The organism is Duganella sp. CF458, from assembly GCF_900113115.1.
GTDB lineage: Bacteria > Pseudomonadota > Gammaproteobacteria > Burkholderiales > Burkholderiaceae_D > Rugamonas.
Genome location: NZ_FOOF01000006.1, coordinates 25,860 through 46,288, shown reverse-complemented (window position 1 = coordinate 46,288; position 20,429 = coordinate 25,860). Strand labels below are relative to the sequence as shown.

Below are 20,429 nucleotides of genomic sequence, written 5' to 3'. Positions count from 1 at the left end.
CGTTACGTAAACGTCACAAAAGTCACCGCTTGCGCGGCAAGGAGTACACTTGCTGGCCCGCTTCATTGATCTGGCGGCGCAGGTCGCGGCGCTCGTCGGGGGTCATGCGGCCACCCATGCGGCGCGAATCTGCGTTGTCCCGGTCGTCCATCATGCGCGGCGCATCGTCGATGCGCCCTTCATACTGGCGTTGATAGCGCGCTTCACGGGCATCGTTCATGCGATTGTCGCGGAAGTCGCGTGGCGCTTCGCGGCGTTCTTGCTGGCGCTCGCGCTGGTCGGACTGCGCCTGCGCGCTGGCCATCCAGGTACAGCACAGGCCGGCGCACAGCGCCAAAGCCGCTTTGCCCAATCCTGTTTTAGCACCAAGTTTCATCGCCGTCCTCGTCGTACTTGCCGTATCCATGCCCGCAGTGTATGCGCTCCAACTTCCTATAGTAAGAGCGACCGGGTAAAGTTTGTAAGAATTTGTAATGAGTTTTCACCGGTATGGCACCGGCCATCAATATGACGTTACCATAGCGACATGCATCTGACAATTCAACAAGATCAAATCTCCCTATGAATACCACCACTACCCCTCCAGCCGCGAGCGGCGGCCAGCAAGGCCACCAGGCCAAGATCATGGTGGTGGACGATGACGTCCGCCTGCGCGACCTGTTGCGCCGCTACCTGACCGAGCAAGGCTTCAACGTGGTCACCGCCGAAAACGCGACCGCCATGAACAAGCTGTGGCTGCGCGAGCGCTATGACCTGCTGGTGCTGGACCTGATGCTGCCCGGCGAAGACGGCCTGTCGATCTGCCGCCGCCTGCGCGGCGCCGGCGACCAGACCCCGATCATCATGCTGACCGCCAAGGGCGAGGACGTGGACCGCATCGTGGGCCTGGAAATGGGCGCCGACGATTACCTGCCGAAGCCGTTCAACCCGCGCGAGCTGGTGGCCCGTATCGGCGCCGTGCTGCGCCGCAAGCAACCGGACGAAATCCCGGGCGCGCCATCCGAGCATCCGCAAACCTTCGAGTTCGGCCAGTTCGTGCTGGACCTGGGCACGCGCACGCTGAAGAAAAATGGCGAAACCGTGCCGCTGACCACCGGCGAATTCTCGGTGCTGAAGGTGTTTGCGCGCCACGCGCGCCAGCCGCTGTCGCGCGAAAAGCTGATGGAACTGGCGCGCGGCCGCGAGTACGAAGTATTCGACCGCAGCCTGGACGTGCAAATTTCCCGCCTGCGCAAGCTGATCGAGCCGGACCCGTCCAGCCCGCTGTACATCCAGACGGTGTGGGGCCTGGGCTATGTCTTCATCCCCGAGGGCCAGCCACGCTGATTTTGGGCTGTCGATGAAATTCCGCCTGCCGCGCCCGGCGTCGCTGACCAGCGGCCTGTTCTGGCGCACTTTTCTTTTGCTGAGCGTGCTGACCACGCTCTCCATGTCGGCCTGGTTCGGCATGATCAACTACGTCCAGCGCGAACCGCTGGCGCAGCAGACCGCCGCCCAGGTGGTCTCCGTGGTGACCATCACCCGCGCCGCCCTGACCCACTCGGCGACCGACTTGCGGCGCGAACTGCTGTTCGAACTGGTGTCGAACGAAGGCATCCGCGTGTTCACCATGGAGGACGACGATGAAGTCGCGGCGCCGCCAAGCTCCGGGCTGATGGCCGACATCCAGACCCTGGTGCGCGCCAAGCTCGGTGCCGATACCCGTTTTTCCTCGGAAGTGAATGGCGTGCCGGGCTACTGGGTCAGCTTCAAGATTGCCGATGACCGCTACTGGCTGATGCTGGAGCGCGAACGCCTGCAGGGTCCGGTTGAATGGCTGGGCTGGGCCGGTATGGTAGCGCTGGTATCGCTGCTGGGCGCGGCGCTGATTTCCAGCCTGATCAACCTGCCGCTGAAGCGTTTGACCGCCGCCGCGCGCGAGATCGCCCAGGGCCGTCATCCGGAGCCGTTGCCGGAACTCGGTCCGCAGGAAGTGCGCCAGGCCAACCGCAGCTTCAACCAGATGGTGGACGACTTGCGGCAGGTCGAATCCGACCGCGCCGTGATCCTGGCCGGTATTTCCCACGATTTGCGCACGCCGCTGGCGCGCATGCAGCTCGAGGTGGAAATGGCCAACCTGTCGCAGGAGGCGCGCGAAGGCATGCAGTCGGATATTGCGCAGATGGATGCGATCATTGCCCAGTTCCTCGACTACGCCAAGCCGACCGAGGCATCCAGCTTTATCAATGTCGATATGGCGGCGCTGCTGGCCGATTGCGCGCACGAGGCGGGGCGGCATGCCGATGTCAAGGTTACGGCTGAGCTACCGGAACAGGCGCACGTGCTGGGCAATGCGACCGACCTTAAGCGCGTGATCGGCAACCTGGTCGAGAATGCCCGGCGCTACGGCAAGACGCCGGATGCGGATGTGACTGAGATTGATATCAAGTGCTCGGTGCGCGGGATGCATACCGCCAAGCGGGTGGTGGTCGAGGTGCAGGACCATGGGGTGGGCGTGCCGGAGGGGCAGATTGCACAGTTGCTCAAGCCATTCACGCGCTTGGATACGGCGCGCGGCCAGGCCAATGGGGCTGGGCTGGGGCTGGCCATTGTGGACCGGGTGCTGGCACGGCATGAGGCGGAACTGGAAGTTGCCAATCGGGAAGGTGGCGGCTTGAAGTTCACGATCACGTTGCGTGCGCTGTAGGATCCCGGAACCCAACTACAACCAGAAGATCCGCCGGCAAGCGCAGGCTCAAAAAAATTTTGCAATCGTGTCGATCTGGCGCATCCCCGTGCGTCGTGGGAATATGGAGGCCGCAAAAAGTGTCCTCTTTCCTCAACCACGAATGGAGAACGACCATGACTGTCAAAGCGATCCCAGAAGGCATGCACACGGTAACCCCGCACCTGGTGTGCGAAGGCGCAGCTGCCGCTATCGATTTCTACAAGAAGGCTTTCAACGCAGTAGAGAATTCCCGCCTGCCCGGCCCGGGCGGCAAGATCATGCACGCCCAGATCAGCATCGGCGACTCGCACATCATGCTGGTTGACGATTTTCCTGACGCCGGCTGCTTCGGCCCGAAACACTACAAAGGCACGCCGGTGACCCTGCACATTTACGTGGAAGACGTCGACGCCGCCTACAAGCGCGCCATCGACGCCGGCGGCACCGCCAGGATGCCGCCGGAAGACATGTTCTGGGGCGACCGTTACGGCGTTCTGGTTGACCCGTTCGGCCATAGCTGGTCGATCGCCACCCACACGCGCGACCTGACGCCCGAGCAGATGCAGGAAGGGATGAAGGAAATGATGGGCAAATCGCCCGAGTGCAAAGCCTAAGGAGACCGACAACATGCGATTCATGCTCATCGTCAAAGCTACCCCTGATTCCGAAGCGGGCAAGATGCCGAAAACCGAACTGCTCGAAGCGATGGGCAAGTTCAACGAGGAACTGGTGAACGCCGGCGTGCTGCTGGCCGGCGAAGGCTTGCACCCGAGTTCGCGCGGCGCCCGCGTGCACTTCTCGGGCAGCAAGCGCACCGTCATCGACGGCCCGTTCCAGGAAACCAAGGAGCTGATTGCGGGCTTCTGGCTGATTCAGGTAAAGTCGCTGGCTGAAGCCATCGAATGGGTCAAGCGCTGCCCCAATCCGATGGAAAGCGACTCGGATATCGAAATCCGCCAGGTCTTCGAGGCCGAGGATTTCGGCGCCGAATTCACGCCCGAACTGCGTGAACAGGAAGCGCGCATCGCCAGCAAGATCGCAGCGCCCGTATAAAGGAGACTTCAATGCAGTACATGGTTATTCGGAAGGCCGACGCCACGTCGGAATCGGACACTTTCCCATCCGCTGAACTGGTGCAGGCCGTACCGGGTGCCAAATGGCTGCGTTCCAGTGCCGACGGCGGCTTGCGCATGCGCCGCCGCGACGGCCAGTGGCTGTACCAAGAAGGCCCGTTCGACGATGTCAGCGTGGCCGGCTTCAGCTTCATCGAGGCCGAAGACCGCCGCGCCGCCAGCGAGCTGGCTGCGCGCTGGCCGTCGGCCGACGCTGAAGGCGGTGCCGTGGTGGAAGTGCGCGAAGCCGGTTGCCCCGGCGGCTGCGTAGGCTTCGACACCGGCGCCGCGCCCAAGCACGCTGCCTGGGCCATCCTGCTGCGCTCCGATCCTGTGGCGGAGCAGGACTTCGAGCCGCCCGCCGTGGTGATCGACATCATGAACCGCGCCAACAACGCCGGCGTTGCCGCCGGTATTGCGCTGTCGGGCGAAGGCTTGCGGTCCACCGCAAGCGGTGCGCGCGTCAAGTTCAGCGGCGGCAAGCCCTTCATCACCGACGGTCCTTTCGCCGAGGTGAAGGAACTGATCGCCGGCTATTGGGCGCTGGATGCGGCCTCGCGCGATGACGTCATCGCCTGGGTCAAGTCCTACCCTTACCCTAACCCGGGCGATATGGAAGTGGAACTGCGCAAGGTTGCGATCTAAGGCCGCGTTGCGGTGGAGGCGCGCAGCACCAGCTGCGCGTTGACGACCGTGAGCGGCTCGATCTCCTGGCCTTCGATGGAGGCCAGGAGTTTCTCCATCGCCGCCGCGCCCATATGCTCGCTATTCAGGTCCACGCTGGTCAGGGCCGGCGAGGCGAAATTCCCAAACTGGATATTATCGAAGCCGACCACGGAAATATCGTCCGGCACGTGGAAGCCCAGCGTCTGCGCGGCCTTCATGAAGCCCAGCGCCAGCAGGTCGTTGAAGCAGACCAGCGCGTCGAGCGGCTGCCGGCCCAGCATGATCGAGGAGCACAGCTTCTGGCCCGCGGCCGAGGTTGGCGCTTCGGCTTCGAATGCACTCAGTTGCAGGCCTTGCGCCGCGAGCGCTTCCCGCACCCCGGCCATGCGCTCGGGATTCCGGCGCGAATTGGCAAACCCCATGTAGCCGACCCGCTTGTGCCCTTGCGCCAGCAGGTGGCGCGTGACCATGTAGGCGCCCAACTGGTCGTCGCTGGCAACGGAGGGCATATCGATAAGGTCGGGCCGGCCGAAAAATACCGATGGGCGGTCCAGCGCCAGCAGCCAGCCCAATTCCTCTTCCGGCGTGCGGGAATAGACGATCATGCCATCCACGCGCCGGCTCAGTGCCTCCAATAGCTGCCGCTCGCGTTCCGGGGTTTCCTCGGTGTCGACCAGCAGCAAAGTGTAGCCATGAGCCTGGGCGACCCGGTTGGCCCCTTTCACCACGCTGGCGTAGTGCGGGTTGGTGATGTCCAGCACCGACAGTCCGATCGCCTTGGTGCGGCCGGTGATCATCGACTGCGCCATCGGATTGGAGCGATAGCCCAGTTCCCCGATGATGCTGGTGAGGCGAGCCTCCACTGCCGGCGAGAAGCGCTGCGCGCCGTTGACGAACTTGGAAACCGTGGCGGTGGATACCCCCGCGGCGGCGGCCACATCACGGATTGTCGCTACGTTCTTCTTCATCGCCCCGGTTCATTTTTAGAAAAGTTGCCGAGTTTATCACGCGGCCACCACCTTGATGGTAAAGTGGCAGCATGAACGACAACAGCATCCACCGCGCCATCGACGCTGTCTGGCGCATTGAAGAAGCGAAGATCATCGCGGTCTTGACACGCATGCTGCGCGACGTCGCGCTGGCGGAGGAAATGGCGCAGGATGCGCTGGTCAGCGCCCTCGAAACCTGGCCGGAAAACGGCACGCCCGACCGGCCTGCCGCCTGGCTGATGCAAGCGGCGAAGAACAAGGCGCTCGACTACCTTCGCCATCAAAAGCTGGTGCACGAAAAAGAGCCGGAGCTGACTTACGAGATCGAAGGCTTGCTGCAGGATGCCGCGCCGGACCTGGAGCGCGAACTCGACGACAATATCGGCGACGACCTGCTGCGCCTGATCTTCATTTCCTGCCACCCGGTGCTGACCATGGAGGCGCGCGTCGCGCTGACCCTGCGCCTGCTGGGCGGCCTGACGACGGACGAAATCGCGCGCGCCTTCCTGGCCGCCGAATCGACCGTGGCGCAACGCATCGTGCGCGCCAAGCGCACCTTGGGCGACGCCAAGGTGCCGTTCGAAGTGCCGCGCGGCGCCGAGCTGGAAGAGCGCCTGGGCGCTGTGCTGCAAGTGATCTACCTGGTCTACAACGAAGGCTATTCCGCCAGCGCCGGCACCGACTGGATGCGCCCTGCCCTGTGCAATGAAGCGCTGCGACTGGGCCGCATCCTGGCCGAGCTGGTGCCGGGCGAGCCCGAGGTGCATGGCCTGGTAGCCCTGATGGAGATCCAGTCTTCCCGTTCGCGCGCCCGCACCGATGCGGAGGGCAAGCCGGTGCTGCTACTCGAGCAGGACCGTACACGCTGGGACCAGTTGCTGATCCGCCGTGGGCTGGCCGCGCTGCAGCGCGCGCAAGCCTTGAATCGCGTGCCGGGGCCTTACGTGCTGCAGGCTGCCATCGCCTCCTGCCACGCCCGCGCGCGCAGGCCGGAAGACACAGACTGGCAGCAGATCGCGGACTTGTACCTGGCGCTGGCGACACGCGCGCCGTCGCCGGTGGTGGAGTTGAATCGGGCCGTCGCGCTGTCGATGGCCTATGGCCCCGCCGTGGGCCTGGAGCTGGTCGACCAACTGCTCGATGAACCGGCGCTCAAGCAGTACCACCTGCTGCCAAGCGTGCGCGGCGACTTCCTGTTCAAGCTGAAGCGCCTGCCCGAAGCCCGCTTTGAATTCGAGCGCGCGGCGACGCTGACGCAGAATGAGCAGGAGCGCCTGTTGTTGCTCACACGCGCTGCCGCCTGCACCTGAGCGCAGAACAATCGATCGCGGACATATGCCACTTCACCGCCTCCATCCGCTTGCCGCCATCACCGCAATCATCTTCATAGCAGGCACGCTGGCAAACTTCTTTACCCTGGATTGGCGCATTGCCCCGATATCCAATGCCATCGGCTCAGCGCTATTGGCCATTCCATTTGCCGTGCTTTTCGTCGCACATATCACCGTCGCAAAAACCTGGCGACGCCATGCCTACCTGGCAGTCGGGAGTGTCCTGTTCATTGCCCCCTGGTGCATCGTATCGTTCGCGATGCGCTGGTTCCGAGGAGGTTGGGCCGGCCTCGCTGTAGCCTGTATAGTCTTGATTGCTCTGGCTATGGGATTTTCCTTAACGGCTCGACTCATCAGGGAAAAGTAGCTTTATATCGGCTAGAAGCCCTTCATGACAAAGTCAGTGAATATGAGTGAAAAACAGCCAAATTGGATCGAGTATCTCGACAACAAGGCCGCGTTGGCCAATTCGTTTGAAGGGACATCACCTTCGCTCGAACGAGTGCAATTGGCGCAAATCGTCCTTGGTCAAATGGCTGATTTTCACGTCAGTCTGAACTTCGCTGAGCTACCCGAGCCAAGTCCAGCGCGATGGGTTGCGAATTTAGCGGACGCTGAGTTGCACTTCGCAGGAAGTCAGACAGCGGCGTGGCTACGCGCGTTCAAGGGCGCCGTCGCGGCGGGTGCGGCGGTAGCGCGGGAGGTCGTCGCAGATCGGTTCCCAGTGCAGCCGGTTGTCAGCGAAGGTGTGGTCTTGCGGCGGCAAGGCTTCCGGGTCGTCCAGGCTGGCGGTGGTGATGTCCATTTCCCCGGGCGAGCTATCGTCGGCGAAGGTGAGATGCGTGCCGCATGTGCCGCAAAATTCGCGCGTCACGCCGGGGCTGGAGTGGTAAATGGCGGGCTTGCCGCGCACATAGCGAAACTGGGAGCGCGGCACGGTGAACCAGGCTACGCTGGGCGCACCGCACAGCCGGCGGCACATCGAACAATGGCACCAGGTGCTTACCAATACCGGCGCGTCTGCTTCGTACTGCACTGCGCCGCAAAAACAGCCGCCTGTGTACATAGGGATCCCCCCTACTCCAGCAATTTGGTCATGAGCAGTTCCGCCGAGCCGTAGCCAAACAAGGAATCGCTCTCCAACCCCTCCGTGTCGTATGGCACGGACACTTCGCGTTCCGGCTTGGCCGGATCGTCGCCGTAAGTGGCTTGCCAGGCGCGCTTCAAGGCGTCGGCACGGCGAATGAACATCGGCACCGGCCAGTCGTTGCGCTGAAAGCCGATGGTGTTGCCGATCACAGGCCAGCGTCCATTGGCCAGCGCGATATCGCCGGTGCGGATCACCTTCAGCGCATCGTTGGCCGTCAGCGGCTGCACGTCCGCCAGGGTCGGCAGCGTCCAGTGGGTCGGCCCGAACAGATAGGCCAGCATGACCTTTCCTTGCGGTGACAGGCGGGCCACCAGTCCGGTGGCATAGCCGCCATTTCTCAGCGGGATGGCAAACCAGCTGCCTTCCCGGTACGGCTGCAACTTCATCGACTTCCTTTCTGTTTGCAGCGCGATACCAGGACATTACTCGTAGTGGTACTGCGCGGCGATCGGTCCCGCCTTGAACAGCGCTTCCTTCATTTCCTTGTCCATTTTCGGGTCGCGCCGGCGCACCCATTCGAGCAGCATCGCGATCTGCTTGCGCGTGGCGTCGCGATGGCTGGCCATGACCAGCTTCAGCTCGGGATCGGTGCACGTTTCGATGCGCTGGTTATGCACATCGAGCATCTCGATCTTCTCGCTCAACGACGTTAGCGCCCGGTGCATGTCCAGCACCTGGGCATTGAGGTAGTCGCGCGGCTCGACCACGTGTTCCTGTGTCATCTCACTCTCCTTAGGCATGCGGGTACACGCATTGTCAGCCTGCGGCGCGGATTTCTCAAGTGTAGCAAGGCCCCTGGCGGGGTGTCGCACGGATGGGCCAGATTTGCGCGATAATGCCCGGCACTATGCAAAACTTCGAATTCCACAATCCAACCCGCGTCATCTTCGGCACGGGCCAAATTGCCTCCTTGGCAAAACATATTCCCTCCAACGCAAAAGTGCTGATGCTGTATGGCGGCGGCAGCATCAAAGCCAATGGCACCTATGACGAAGTGCGTGCGGCACTGGCCGGCCACTCCGTGCTGGAGTTTGCCGGCATCGAGCCGAACCCGCGCTACGAAACGCTGATGAAGGCGGTGGAGCTGATTCATCGCGAGAACATCGACTTCCTGCTGGCGGTGGGCGGCGGCTCTGTTGTCGACGGCACCAAATTTGTTGCCGCCGCTGCCGCGTATGACGGCGACGCCTGGGACATCCTGAAAATCGGCGGCAAGGTGGTGAAGGCTGCCCTGCCCTTTGGCGCCGTGCTGACGCTGCCCGCGACGGGCTCGGAAATGAACAGCGCCAGCGTGATCAGCCGCGCCGAGACGCAGGAAAAGCGCGCTTTCATGAGTCCACACGTTTATCCGCGTTTCTCGGTGCTGGACCCGGCCAAGACGCTGACCCTGCCCCTGCGCCAGGTCGGCAACGGTGTGGTCGATGCCTTCGTCCACACTACGGAGCAATACCTGACCTACCCAGCCAACGCGCCGGTGCAGGACCGCTTTGCCGAAGGCTTGCTGCAAACCCTGCTGGAACTGGGCCCGCAAGTGCTGGCGCGTCCGGATGACGTGGAAGTGCGCGCCAACATCATGTGGACGGCCACCATGGCGCTGAATGGCCTGATCGGCGTGGGCGTGCCGCAGGACTGGGCCACCCACGGCATCGGCCACGAACTGACCGCGCTGTTCGGCCTGGACCATGCGCAAACGCTGGCGATTGCGCTGCCGGGCGTGCTGCAGATTCGCCGCGAGGCCAAGCGCGGCAAGCTGTTGCAGTATGCCGAGCGCGTATGGGGCCTGCACGAGAGCAAAGGCACCGAAGATGAACGCATCGACGCGGCGATCGGCAACACGCGCGCCTTCTTCGAGCAGATGGGCGTGCCGACCCGCTTGTCCGGCTACGGCCTGGGTTCGGAAGCGATCGACGCGGTCGTCGCAGCAATGGAAGCGGCCGGCCTGAGCGGCCTCGGTGAGCGCCGCGATATCACGCCTGCCGACGTGCGCAAGGCGCTGCAACTGAGCCTGTAGTACAATACCGCCTCGCTAGGGGTCCTCGCGCATGTGCGCGGGGTGAGAAATACCCTCCGAACCTGATCTGGATAATGCCAGCGAAGGAAAGCGTAGATGGTTGATGGTCCGCAGCTGCGGGCCCCGCTCTCACCCCTCGTGCTCTCCCGCTGGCGCATAACGTACAGCAAGAGCACAATCATGAACAGCAATCGCCTCACTTTGGCCGCACTGGCCGTCGCTTCCGCCTTCGCCCCTGCCGCTTTCGCGCAGGACCAGAAAATGACCGAAGTGGTCATCTCCGCCAATCGCATTGCCGCTGAACGCGCCTCCGTGGCCGGTTTCAGCGAACAGCCGTTGCTGCAGACTCCCGCTTCCGTCAGCGTGCTGACGCGCGAACAGATCCAGGAACTGGGCATCCTCAACACGACCGACGCCGTCAAATTCGACGCCAGCATCGGCGATGCCTACAACGCGGTTGGCTACGCCGAGCAGTTCTCGATCCGCGGCTTCAAGCTGAATAACGCCAACTCCTACCGCAAGGACGGCCATGCGATTTCCGGCGACGCCCAGATCCCGCTGGAGAACAAGGAAAGCATCGAGGTGTTGCGCGGCCTGGCCGGCCTGCAGTACGGCGTCACTGCGCCGGGCGGCGTAGTCAATTACGTGACCAAGCGCCCGACCGACAACAAGCTGCGTTCCGTCCTGTTTTCCGTGAGCGAGCGCGGTTCGGCGCTCGGTAGCGTGGACCTGGGCGGCCGTTTCGAAGACAACCGCTTCGGCTACCGCATCAACGCTGCCGGTGAGCACATGCGTTCCATCGTCAAGGGCGCTGACGGCCACCGCAGCTTCGTTTCCGGAGCGTTCGATTTCCGCATCAGCCCACAGGCGCTGCTGCAGTTCGACGCCGACTACCAGAAGAAATCGCAGAAATCGGCGCCTGGCTTCCAGCTGATCGGCGGCGCCAGCCTGCCGGTGGTCGATGCAGCAACCTTCCTGAACGACCAGCCTTGGGCCAAGCCGGTGGAAACCGAGTCCAGCAACATCGGCGTGAACTTCCAGTACCAGCTTTCGGCTGATTGGAAGGCCACCCTGAGCGCCAACCAGCACCGTTTCAAGCGCGATGACTATACCGCCTTCCCTTACGGCTGCTCCAGCGAGTCGCTGTGGCCAGGCTTCTGCGCCAACGGCGATTACGACGTGTACGACTATCGCAGCCTGGGTGAGGAGAAAAAACCGTTGTCCGCCAAGGCGCTGTTGAATGGCCGCTTTGCGACCGGTTCGATTCGCCATGAGCTGGCTGCCGGCCTGTCCTTCTTCAGCAACCGGGAGCGCTGGGGCGATTACGTGTATGAGTACGCCGGTGTGAGCAACATCTATCGCCCGGTGGCGGTGCCGCTGACGGACAAGCAAGTCGGCCCGGTTTCCGAGCGCCGCAACGATCATGAGCGCTCCGCCTTCGTGCAGGACATTCTCGGCCTGACCGACCAACTGGCGCTGCATACCGGCGTGCGCTATGCGTCCCTGCGCCGCAATGAGGTGGAAGTTGCGCCTGTTCGCAAGAACTTCTGGCTGCCGAATGTGGCGCTGGTATTCAGCCCGTCCGCCAAGCTGTCCTACTACGCGAACTACGCACAAGGCCTGCAATACGGCAGCGTGGCGCCGATCGGCACCACCAATGAGGCACGCGCGCTGGCGCCGGGTAAATCGAAGCAGGTGGAACTGGGCGCGAAGGCTGAAATCAACGGCGTCACCCTGTCGACCGCGCTGTACCAGATCGACCAGGGCCTGGAGTTCACCGACGCGACGTCAAATACCTTTGTGCGTAACGGCCAGGACCGCCATCGCGGCGTGGAGTTTTCGGCGCAGGGCAAGGTGACGCGCGAGCTGTTGCTGGGTGCTTCCATGGCGGCGATCCATACCGAGCAGGCAGGTACCGGCCTGGTGGGCCTGGACGGCAAACGCGTGACCAACGTGCCGAACTTCAAGTCGACCGTGTGGGCCGATTACGCTGTGACCGATGTGCCAGGCCTGAAGCTGAACGCGAACTGGCAGTTCGCCGGCAAGAAGGCATTCGACCAGGAGAACAAAACCATGGTGCCGTCCTACCATGTGGTAAACCTGGGCGGTTCGTATGCGACCCGCGTGGGCGGCTCGGCCGTGATCCTGCGCGCGCAGGTGAAGAATGCCTTCGACAAGTTCTACTGGCGCGACGTGACGCCGGATCTGGGCGGCTACCTGTTCCCAGGTTCGCCGCGCACCTTCCACCTCTCCGCGCAGGTGGAGTTCTAAAAGATGTACCGGGCGCGCATCGAGAAAGAATTCGCTGCGCGTCCCGAGTTCTTGCCGAACAGGTAGGCTGCTTCGTATTTGAAGTGGCCTGCTTCGCCGAAGAAGGCCGGGCCGGCCCGGTGCGATTGCTTCTTCGACGGCAGCCAGTCATTCCACTTCCCTACTTCGCCAAAGCCTTGCAGGCCTGGCGAAAACCAGCTTTTCCACCGCTGCTTGACCTGCCACTGGTAGGCCAGTTCAGTTTCATTTTTCTCTCCGTTGTCCATTTCGCGCTGGAAGAACAGATTGAAATTCAACTGGGTTCGCCAAAACTGCGCCTGCAGCACCGGACCGATTTCGACGGCGTAACCATCCTCACGGCGCCGTGAGCGCTCCACCAGGGTATGCAGCGCCACGTCCACATCATATTGCCCCTGCGTCAGCAGGAAGTCGTTCTGCCATTCGATGCCGGTATTGCGCGTGTGCCGGCCGTTGAACTGGATCCACTGGGTGGACAGCTCGGTGTACCAGCGCGAAGTGATACCGTAGCCGATGCCGATTTCGGGGCTGGCCACGTTGCGTGAGTTCTTGTAGTGGGCATTCCAGTACTTGTAGTCGATTGAAGCCTGGCCTTCCACATCGTAGGTGGTGACCACGTAATAACCGGTCTCGCCAAACGCCGCCAAGGGGAGCATGGCGGCCAACGCGAGCAGTTCTTTCATGCTTCAACCTCCCAGGAGTCGACCTACTTGCTTCAGGCGCTCTTCGAGGTCGCCCGAGATGCGCGTGTAAGGTACGCCGCGCCGGGCCAGCTGGTCGAGCAGGATCGAGTCAATAATACCGCTGACATCTTCCTCTTCGTGATGAAGGCCGTCGGGTATCCATGCAAATTCCGGCTTGCAGACCAGGGTAATGTCGTATTGGCGCGACGAAGCGAGGCTTTCGAGCTGCTCGTCGATGCCGCCGAAGTAGTGGATGCTGTAGACCGCCGTCATCAACGGCGTGGTGTCGCAGAACAGGAAGCGCCCGCCTTGCGCGGCCAGTGCGTCTTCCCGTGCCACCTGGGTGGTGGCGATGTGGAACTGGTCGGTCGATACGGGAACGCTTTGGCGCGTGTCGCAGAACTCGCGCAGGTATTCGGGCACCCAGATGGCGCCGTAGCGCTCTGCCAGCGCTTGCGCCAGCGTGGTCTTGCCGGAGGCTGCGGCGCCGACGATGCCGACGCGGTATGGCTGCTTCATTTCCAGACGACTGCTTCTTCCGGTTCGTCGCTGCTGCCCTGCCAGGCCAGCAGGCCGGCAACCGCCATCGCCACGAACATGCCGTACAGGACGGCCGTCAGCATCAAGCCTTTGTGGACATACAAGGCGACGTACAGCACGTCGACGATGATCCAGACGTGCCAGTTTTCGATCTTCTTGCGCGACAGCAGGGCTTGTCCCACCAGGCTGCCGGCAGTCAGGAAGGCGTCGGCGTTCGGCACGTCGGTGTCGGTATAACGGCGCAGGAACCAGGCCAGGAGGCCAAAGCCCGCCAGCCAGGCCACGCCGGACCACACGCGCCCGCGCGCACTGAGCGTCGACACGGCCAGCTCCTTGCCCTGGTTCCCGTGCAGCCATTGGTACCAACCCCAGAACGACACCGTCATGAACACGCCCTGCAGCGCCATGTCGCCATACAGCTTGGCGCCAAAGAACACCACACCGTAGGTCGCCGACGACAGGATGGCGAACAGCCATGCCCAGTGGTTCTGGCGGATGTTCAGCCAGACGGTCAGGACGGCAAGCACAAATGACACCAGCTCAAGCGGAGTGGTGTTGGCGAGGCCGAACAGGGAAATGGTTTCGTTCATGTGATTGCGTTTGGGTGAGGCGGGATTATGCCATGAGCGGGAAGCGGCGACCAAAACGGGAGGTGACCCTGTGCAAGAAAACGCCTCAATTTAAGAGCAAACAAGAGCGAACAAGAGGAAATAAGAGCGCTTAAGAGCGTTTAAGAGTTTTGCCCCATAACGAGAAGGGGCTCACCAGGAGCCCCTTTTTTTCCGCTTACTTCTGCGGATACTTGATGGTCATTTCCTTCAGCAGGTTGTCCGCGTGGTCAACCTCCTTCATTACCCACAGCATGTAGCGCACGTCCAGGTGGATGGCACGCGTGATGTCGCGGTCGAAGTACCAGTCCTTGGTGATGGACTCGTACGTGGAGTCGAAGTTCAGGCCAACCAGTTCGCCGCGCTTGTTGACGACCGCGGAGCCGGAATTGCCGCCGGTGGTATCAGCCGAGGACAGGAAGTCGACCGGCACGGTACCCAGCACCGAATCCTTGAACTGCCCGTAGCGCTTGGCCTTGACCGCATCGATCAGTGCTTGCGGCGCATCGAATGGCTCCTTGCCGGTGTGCTTCTCGAGGATGCCCTCCACCGTGGTGAACGGGCCTTTGGTGATGCCGTCGCGGCCCGCATAAGCCGACACGGTACCGTAGGTCACGCGCAGGGTGGAGTTGGCGTCCGGGTAGACCGGCTTGCCCTGCGACTTCTTCCACGCGATCACAGCGCCCATGTACTGCGGGATGATCTTTTCCAGGTTGCCGTCCACTTCCTTGCGGCGCTCTTCCAGTGTCATCGCCACGCCATGCATGCGCACCGCCAGCTTGATGAACGGATCGGTCGACTGCTCGAAATCGGCCGGCGCCTTGTCCATCCAGGCCAGGCGGGTGGCGGTGTCGGCCAGGCCGGTCTTCTGGTACATGCCAGGCACGTCGGCCAGGGCCGGGGTCAGGTTGTCCAGCCACTGCGGATGGGCCTTGGTCGGCAGCTTGACGTAGCGCTGCAGGCCGGCGACGTAGCGGGCCTGGTCGACTGACGGCACCAGCGATTGCTCCAGGCGGGTCAGGCGCGCCTTGATGTTGGCCAGGTCACGCTCCTGGAAGCCCGGTTCGCGGTCGGCATCGGCCTTCTGCTTTTCCAGCGCCAGGCGGTACAGGGTGCGCGCGGATTTCAGCAGGTCGCTGTAGGTCGCCACGCCGTAGGCGAATTCATCGTCGCCCAGGTCCATTTCAGCCGCGATGGCGGCGTCCAGTTCGGCCAGCATGGCCGGCGAGGAGCTGGCCTGCTTGCCGTACCAGGTACGGAATTCCGCGTCCTGCTTGTCCTTGATGGCAGCCAGGTCCTTGCGCGCGAAGCCGTCCAGCAGGCCCTGGGTTTTCTTCATGCGGTTGTTGATCGACTTGACCACGCTGGCATAGCGCACCACGTCGTTTTCCTTGCCCTTGGTGGCGGCGGCAATCGCGTCGAGGTCGGCCTGGTAGTCGGCCACCATCAGCGGGTAGCTCAGGTCGCGCGCATAGCGGATTTCGACCGGCAGCTTGTAGCGGCTGGTGCGGCCAGGGTAACCGGCCAGCAGGATAGGATCGCCGTTCTTCAGGCCTTCGGCGGAAACCACCAGGAAGTCCTTCGACTTGTACGGCACGTTGTCCGGCGACGGGTCGGCCGGCTTGCCATCCTTGCCGACATAGGCGCGCAGGAAGGAATAGTCGCCGGTGTGGCGCGGCCACTCGTAGTTGTCGATGTCGCCGCCGTAGTTGCCGATGGCTTCAGGCGGCGCATACACCAGGCGCACGTCCTTGATCATCATCTGGCGGATGCGGTAGTACTCCGCGCCGCGATGGAAGGCTGGCACGGAGCAGCGGTAGTTCTTGTCGGTCTCGCAGTCGGCGATCAGCGCCTTGATGCGTTTCTTCACCTCGGCGTGGCGGTCCTTGCCGGCCAGCTTGTCCAGGCCGCCGTTCACGCGCTCGGTCACGTTTTCCACCTTGTCGGTCACGTAGACGCGGGTGGTCGGGCCGCCCGGCAGTTCTTCGGCGCGGGTCTTGGCCAGGAAGCCGTTGGCGATGTAATTCTTTTCGGCGGTCGAATTGCGCTGGATGGCGCCGTAAGCGCAGTGGTGGTTGGTGACCACCAGGCCTTCAGGGGACACGAACGAGGCCGAGCAGCCGTCCAGCGACACCATGGCGCTCATTGGATGCCTGGACAGGTCGGCCAGGCGTTCGGCCGGGATGGTGATGCCGATGCGTTTCAGTTCGGCCCTCAGTTGCGGCAGTTGGTGCGGCTGCCACTGGCCTTCGTCGGCCTGGGCAGGAGCGAAAGCGGCCAAGGCAGACACGATGGCTGCCGAAAGTGCGAGTTTTTTAGTCAAAACAGTCCCCTGAACGTATAAAAGCACCGGCAGTATATGCGTTCCGGGGCCTCAGGGCTATTGACTTTTGTTTACAAAGGAAGGTGTACCGTCACGCAGCATCCGGCACCCGGCTCGTATTCGTTCAAGGAGAAGCTGCCGTGCAGGGCATCGACCCGCTCCTGCATGCCGATCAGGCCGAAGGAGCCGGGCCGCTCGCGGCAGGCGGGCACGATGCCGATGCCGTTGTCTTCCACCTCCAGCAGCAGCACGCCCTCCTCCATCCCGAGCCGCACCGCCACCTGGGTGGCGCGCGAGTGGCGCAGCACATTGACCAGCGCCTCCTGCACGATGCGGAACAGTACCAGGCTGGTTTCGCTATTGATGGCCGCCAGCACCGCCTCGCCGGGCAGGGCCAGCTCGTAATGCAGGCTGCTGCGGTGGCGGAAATCGTTCACCAGCCATTCCAGCGCCGCCGCCAGGCCCAGGTCCAGCACCGAGGGCCGCAATTCGTTCATGATGCCGCGCACGCTGCGCAGCGTGGCGTCGATATTCTCCAGTGCCGCCCCCACCCGCCGCGCAAAGCGGGTCCGGCGACCGCTCATGCGTTCGTTAAGCTGGGCGATGTCCAGCTTCAGGGCCAGCAGGTTCTGTCCCAGTTCATCGTGGATTTCGCGTGCGATGCGCTTGCGTTCCTCTTCCTTGACCGCCGCCATATGGGCCGACAACTGGCGCAGCTGGCCGTTGGCGTGCAGCAGTTCCGCGGTGCGCTGCACCACCCGTGTTTCGAGGTTGCGGCGCAGGTCCTGCAAGGCCGATTCAGCCTGCTTGCGGCGGCTGATATCCGACAGCACGGCCACCACCCCTGCCACGTCGCCGTCCGCGCCCGCCATGGTGCGCAGCGAAAGGGTGGCCTGGTAGTCGCCCCCTTCCGGGCGCCGCCCGCTCAATTCACCCTGCCAGCTGCCGCCCGCCAGCACATTCAGGGCGGCGTCAGCGCCGCACAGCGCAGCCAGATCGCTGCCGATGGCCTTCGCCTCTACCAGGCCGCTGATGGCGGAAAAGGCCGGGTTGATGGCCACGATGGCGCCGTCGGCGTCGGCCACGGCGACGCCCTCGCCCAGGTTGTCCAGCACGGCAAATGCCCGGCGCAGCGCCGCATCGTTCTGTTCATGCGAGCGCACATCGCTGACTACCATGCGGATTGCCTCACCGGCGTGATCGAGCCTGGCTTCGATGCGCACCCGCCCGCCGCCGATGGATTCGAACAGTTGCGCCTCCATGGACGCGCTGGCGCCGTCGGCGCCCAGGCCGGCCAGCATGCGCCGCAACCCGGGCTGGCTGCCCGGCGCCAGGAAGCGCTCCACCGGCTGTCCCGGCAAGTCCTGCAGCGGGACGGCAAACAGCGCCGCCGCCGCGCGGTTGGCGCCGGCGATCATGCCGTCGCGCGCCAGCGCCAGGTAGCATACCGGCCCCTGGTCGAACAGGCCGGCATAGCGCAGCAGGCCCTGCTCGACCTCCCGTTTCTGACGCTCGAGCTCCGCCAAGGCGGCACTCTGGACCTCAAGTTCCAGCTGGCTGACTTGCAGCTCATGCCATTGGCGCAGGGCGTCGGTTCGGGTCATTTGTTGCTGCCTCCTTCAGGCGTTAAGCGCGCTTCCAGCAGTTTCAGTTCGGTGACGTTGACGAAGGTTAGCACGAGGCCGTCGATCACGTTATTCACGGTGCGGTAAGGCATGATGCGCACCATGAACCAGCGGCCGTCGCGGGTCGGAATCTGGCGCTCGCAGAACACCAGCGAGCGCAGCACCTCGGCCGCATCGTCTTCCATGGCAGGATACACCAGGTCGTTGGCGATATCGCTGAGCGGACGATTCAAGTCGGTGGCGATCAGCTTGTACAACTGGGTGGCCTGGTTGGTGTAGCGCCGGATGTTCATCTGGCTGTCGAGGAAGATGACGGCGATATCGGTGCTGTTCAACAGGTTCTTCATGTCGCTGTTGACCAGCGACAGGTCGTCCACCTTCGATTGCAGTTCTTCGTTGGCCGCCTTCAGTTCTTCGCGCGAGGTTTGCATTTCTTCGCGCACTGCCTGCAGTTCCAGGCGCGCCATGGTCAGTTGCTGTTCCAGCTCCTGCGGGCGCGGGTCGGCGCCCCGGCTGCCGCGCTTGCGGGCCGGCATCGCCGAAGCATCGAACGTCACCAGCAGGTTGTGGCCGGAATGACCGTCTTCGCGCACCACGTCGACCGTCATGTCGACCAGCAGCGAGGAGGCGCCATCCTTGAACAGCAGCTCGCGCACGGTTTCGGTCGACTCGCTGCGGTTGGCGCGTTCGATCAGGTCGGCCAGCTCGTAGCGCAGGCCGTCGCGCGCCATGGCGTGGATGTTCCAGTTGGCGCGGCCGGTGGCCGGCTCCAGAAAAGTGCCCGTGCGGCCGTGGATGTAGAGGATATCGCCATCGCTGTTGATCATGACTGCCGCCGGTGTATGGGCTTTGAGCAGCAGGTGTTCTACTTGTGTCTGGATATTGCCGTTCATGGTCATGGTAGCAACTTCGATGGAACTTGGTTGCGCGGCCTTCGCGATCTTGGTCGGGAAATAATTCGCCACGCGCTGCGTGCTGGCGTCCAGGCGGCGGTAAATACGCCCGCAACCCGGCACCGGCATGAACAGCTCGTTGTAGCTGCCTGGCGTATCCGCGCTGCCCAATACCAGCAAGCCTTCCGGTTTCAAGGCATAGTGGAACAGTGGTATCAACTGTTCCTGCAGTTTTGGGTTGAAATAGATTAGCAGATTGCGGCAGCTAAGAATATCGAGTTTGGTGAACGGCGGATCGGAAATGATGTTCTGCTGCGCGAAGATGATCATATTGCGCAGTTCCTTGCGGATCCGATAGCCGGCGCCGTCGGCCAGGAAATAGCGCACCAGCCGTTCATGCGTCACCGTGTCTTCCACGCCGCGTCCGAACAGGCCCTGGCGCGCCTTGTCGATGGCGTCGCCATGCAGGTCGGTGGCAAAGATCTGCAGCGAATACCTGCCCGTCTCGCGGGCGTTGGCGCGCGTGACCGCTTCGTCGAACACCATGGCCAGGGTGTAGGCTCCTTCGCCGGTCGAGCAGGCCGGCACCCAGGCCTTGAAGGCGGCGCCTTCCGGGTTGGCCGCCAGCAGCGCCGGTATGGTCTCGCTGCACAGGTGTTCCCACACGGTCGGATCGCGGAAGAAGCTGGTCACACCGATCAGCATTACTCGGAACAGCAGCTGCACTTCGGCCGCGTTGTCGCGCAGGTAGGCCACGTAGGATTCCATCGAATCGAGCTGGTGCAGCTTCATGCGGCGCTCGATGCGGCGCAGCACAGTGCTCATCTTGTATTCGGTGAAGTTGTTGCCGGTATGGCGCTGCAGCAGCGACATCAGCTCGCGCAAGGCCTGGCGCCGGGCGGCGCAACGAAATCGGCCACGCCGGCCGCGATCGCGCTGCGCGGCATCGAGTCAAACTTGGCGGAATTGGGTTCCTGCGCCAGGGTCACGCCGCCAGCCTCCTGAATCGCACGCAAGCCGGCGGTGCCGTCGGTGCCCATGCCGGAAAACACCACGCCGGCGGCAGCCTGCCCCTTTTCGGCGGCCAGCGCGCGAAAAAAGGAGTCGATCGGATAGCGGCTATGGACGTCGGCGGTCTCCACCGGCATCAGCTTTTCGTTGGAAAAAGCCAGGTCGAAGTTGGGCGGCGCCACATACACATGGTCCGGCCGCACCTCGATCGATTCGGCGATTTCACACACTTCCATGGTGGTGATACGGCGCAGCAGCTCGGGCAGCAGGCCACGGCGCGAGGGATCGTGGTGCTGCAGGACGATGAACGCCATCCCCGTGCGGGACGGCATGGAGGCCAGGAACTCGGAAATCGCATCGAGCCCGCCGGCCGATGCACCCATGCCGACAATCTGCACCGCCTGCTGGTGCCGCAGCGCCTCACTGGTTTCCGAATCAGACGAAACTAAACGGTTGGTCATCCCGGCATGATGCCAGTGAAGCAAGGAAAT

At 63.1% G+C, this 20,429-nt stretch carries 21 protein-coding genes and 1 riboswitch; of the genes, 9 read left to right on the top strand and 12 right to left on the bottom strand.

Translation table 11 applies throughout. The features are described from left to right. Positions 1-22: 22 nt before the first annotated feature. A complete protein-coding gene (locus tag BM269_RS10615; RefSeq protein ID WP_139232708.1) occupies positions 23-376 on the bottom strand; it encodes a hypothetical protein in 354 nt (117 codons plus the stop codon). A 185-nt stretch (positions 377-561) separates the two neighbouring features. Between BM269_RS10615 and ompR the strand changes: the two genes are divergently transcribed. The 5 genes from ompR (at position 562) to BM269_RS10590 (ending at position 4,464) form a co-directional block, all read left to right on the top strand. Continuing rightward, complete coding sequence (ompR, locus tag BM269_RS10610) at positions 562-1,326, top strand: osmolarity response regulator transcription factor OmpR (protein ID WP_090437003.1); 765 nt, start codon at positions 562-564, stop codon at positions 1,324-1,326. Positions 1,327-1,339: 13 nt separating this feature from the next. Continuing rightward, the gene (locus BM269_RS10605) at positions 1,340-2,686 is read left to right on the top strand and encodes a sensor histidine kinase (RefSeq protein WP_090437002.1); all 1,347 of its coding nucleotides are present in this window, start codon (positions 1,340-1,342) and stop codon (positions 2,684-2,686) included. Between the two features lie 155 nt (positions 2,687-2,841). After that, positions 2,842-3,321: a VOC family protein gene (locus tag BM269_RS10600; RefSeq protein ID WP_090437001.1), complete on the top strand. Its 480-nt coding sequence runs from the start codon at positions 2,842-2,844 to the stop codon at positions 3,319-3,321. A gap of 13 nt (positions 3,322-3,334) precedes the next feature. Next, positions 3,335-3,760 (top strand): YciI family protein, encoded by a 426-nt coding sequence (locus BM269_RS10595; protein ID WP_057259319.1) that lies wholly within the window; start codon positions 3,335-3,337, stop codon positions 3,758-3,760. 20 nt (positions 3,761-3,780) lie between these two features. Further along, positions 3,781-4,464 carry a YciI family protein gene (locus BM269_RS10590; RefSeq protein WP_170860340.1) on the top strand — a complete coding sequence of 228 codons (684 nt, stop codon included), beginning with the start codon at positions 3,781-3,783 and terminating at the stop codon, positions 4,462-4,464. Here BM269_RS10590 and BM269_RS10585 read toward each other — a convergent pair. Further along, positions 4,461-5,453, bottom strand: a complete 993-nt coding sequence (locus tag BM269_RS10585) for a LacI family DNA-binding transcriptional regulator (RefSeq protein ID WP_090436999.1) — start codon at positions 5,451-5,453, stop codon at positions 4,461-4,463. The two genes, BM269_RS10590 and BM269_RS10585, sit on opposite strands and share 4 nt — an antisense overlap. A 71-nt stretch (positions 5,454-5,524) precedes the next feature. Here BM269_RS10585 and BM269_RS10580 point away from each other — a divergent pair, with 71 nt between their 5' ends. After that, positions 5,525-6,784, top strand: a complete 1,260-nt coding sequence (locus BM269_RS10580; RefSeq protein ID WP_090436998.1) for an RNA polymerase sigma factor — start codon at positions 5,525-5,527, stop codon at positions 6,782-6,784. A 25-nt stretch (positions 6,785-6,809) separates the two neighbouring features. Then, positions 6,810-7,172 (top strand): hypothetical protein, encoded by a 363-nt coding sequence (locus BM269_RS10575; RefSeq protein ID WP_090436997.1) that lies wholly within the window; start codon positions 6,810-6,812, stop codon positions 7,170-7,172. 285 nt (positions 7,173-7,457) lie between these two features. Here the strand turns inward: BM269_RS10575 and BM269_RS10570 are convergent, their stop codons facing one another. The 3 genes from BM269_RS10570 to BM269_RS10560 are packed head-to-tail and all read right to left on the bottom strand — an operon-like array spanning position 7,458 to position 8,677. Next, positions 7,458-7,841 (bottom strand): GFA family protein, encoded by a 384-nt coding sequence (locus tag BM269_RS10570; RefSeq protein ID WP_229204589.1) that lies wholly within the window; start codon positions 7,839-7,841, stop codon positions 7,458-7,460. Between the two features lie 41 nt (positions 7,842-7,882). Beyond that, entirely contained in the window at positions 7,883-8,341 is a 459-nt protein-coding gene (locus BM269_RS10565; RefSeq protein WP_090436995.1) for an immunity 26/phosphotriesterase HocA family protein, read from the bottom strand. Between the two features lie 36 nt (positions 8,342-8,377). Further along, a complete protein-coding gene (locus BM269_RS10560; RefSeq protein WP_090436994.1) occupies positions 8,378-8,677 on the bottom strand; it encodes a ferritin family protein in 300 nt (99 codons plus the stop codon). Positions 8,678-8,802: 125 nt separating this feature from the next. Between BM269_RS10560 and BM269_RS10555 the strand changes: the two genes are divergently transcribed. After that, complete coding sequence (locus tag BM269_RS10555; protein ID WP_090437239.1) at positions 8,803-9,966, top strand: iron-containing alcohol dehydrogenase; 1,164 nt, start codon at positions 8,803-8,805, stop codon at positions 9,964-9,966. 7 nt (positions 9,967-9,973) lie between these two features. Next, positions 9,974-10,072: riboswitch (TPP riboswitch) on the top strand. Between the two features lie 74 nt (positions 10,073-10,146). Then, entirely contained in the window at positions 10,147-12,237 is a 2,091-nt protein-coding gene (locus BM269_RS10550; protein WP_090436993.1) for a TonB-dependent siderophore receptor, read from the top strand. Here the strand turns inward: BM269_RS10550 and BM269_RS10545 are convergent. From BM269_RS10545 to BM269_RS29790, 7 genes are all read right to left on the bottom strand, one after another. Next, on the bottom strand, positions 12,234-12,938 hold the full coding sequence (locus BM269_RS10545) for a hypothetical protein (protein WP_090436992.1): 705 nt from the start codon (positions 12,936-12,938) through the stop codon (positions 12,234-12,236). The two genes, BM269_RS10550 and BM269_RS10545, sit on opposite strands and share 4 nt — an antisense overlap. Before the next feature lie 3 nt (positions 12,939-12,941). Continuing rightward, positions 12,942-13,457: an AAA family ATPase gene (locus BM269_RS10540; RefSeq protein ID WP_090436991.1), complete on the bottom strand. Its 516-nt coding sequence runs from the start codon at positions 13,455-13,457 to the stop codon at positions 12,942-12,944. Next, positions 13,454-14,068 (bottom strand): nicotinamide riboside transporter PnuC, encoded by a 615-nt coding sequence (gene pnuC / locus BM269_RS10535; protein WP_090436990.1) that lies wholly within the window; start codon positions 14,066-14,068, stop codon positions 13,454-13,456. The genes BM269_RS10540 and pnuC overlap by 4 nt, the downstream gene beginning before the upstream one ends. Positions 14,069-14,264: 196 nt before the next feature. Then, on the bottom strand, positions 14,265-16,409 hold the full coding sequence (locus BM269_RS10530) for a S46 family peptidase (protein ID WP_229204588.1): 2,145 nt from the start codon (positions 16,407-16,409) through the stop codon (positions 14,265-14,267). 71 nt (positions 16,410-16,480) lie between these two features. Continuing rightward, positions 16,481-18,013: a PAS domain-containing sensor histidine kinase gene (locus BM269_RS10525; protein ID WP_090436988.1), complete on the bottom strand. Its 1,533-nt coding sequence runs from the start codon at positions 18,011-18,013 to the stop codon at positions 16,481-16,483. Then, on the bottom strand, positions 18,010-19,812 hold the full coding sequence (locus BM269_RS10520) for a CheR family methyltransferase (RefSeq protein ID WP_229204587.1): 1,803 nt from the start codon (positions 19,810-19,812) through the stop codon (positions 18,010-18,012). The genes BM269_RS10525 and BM269_RS10520 overlap by 4 nt, the downstream gene beginning before the upstream one ends. Beyond that, on the bottom strand, positions 19,800-20,399 hold the full coding sequence (locus BM269_RS29790) for a chemotaxis protein CheB (RefSeq protein ID WP_229204586.1): 600 nt from the start codon (positions 20,397-20,399) through the stop codon (positions 19,800-19,802). The genes BM269_RS10520 and BM269_RS29790 overlap by 13 nt, the downstream gene beginning before the upstream one ends. Positions 20,400-20,429 lie beyond the last annotated feature (30 nt).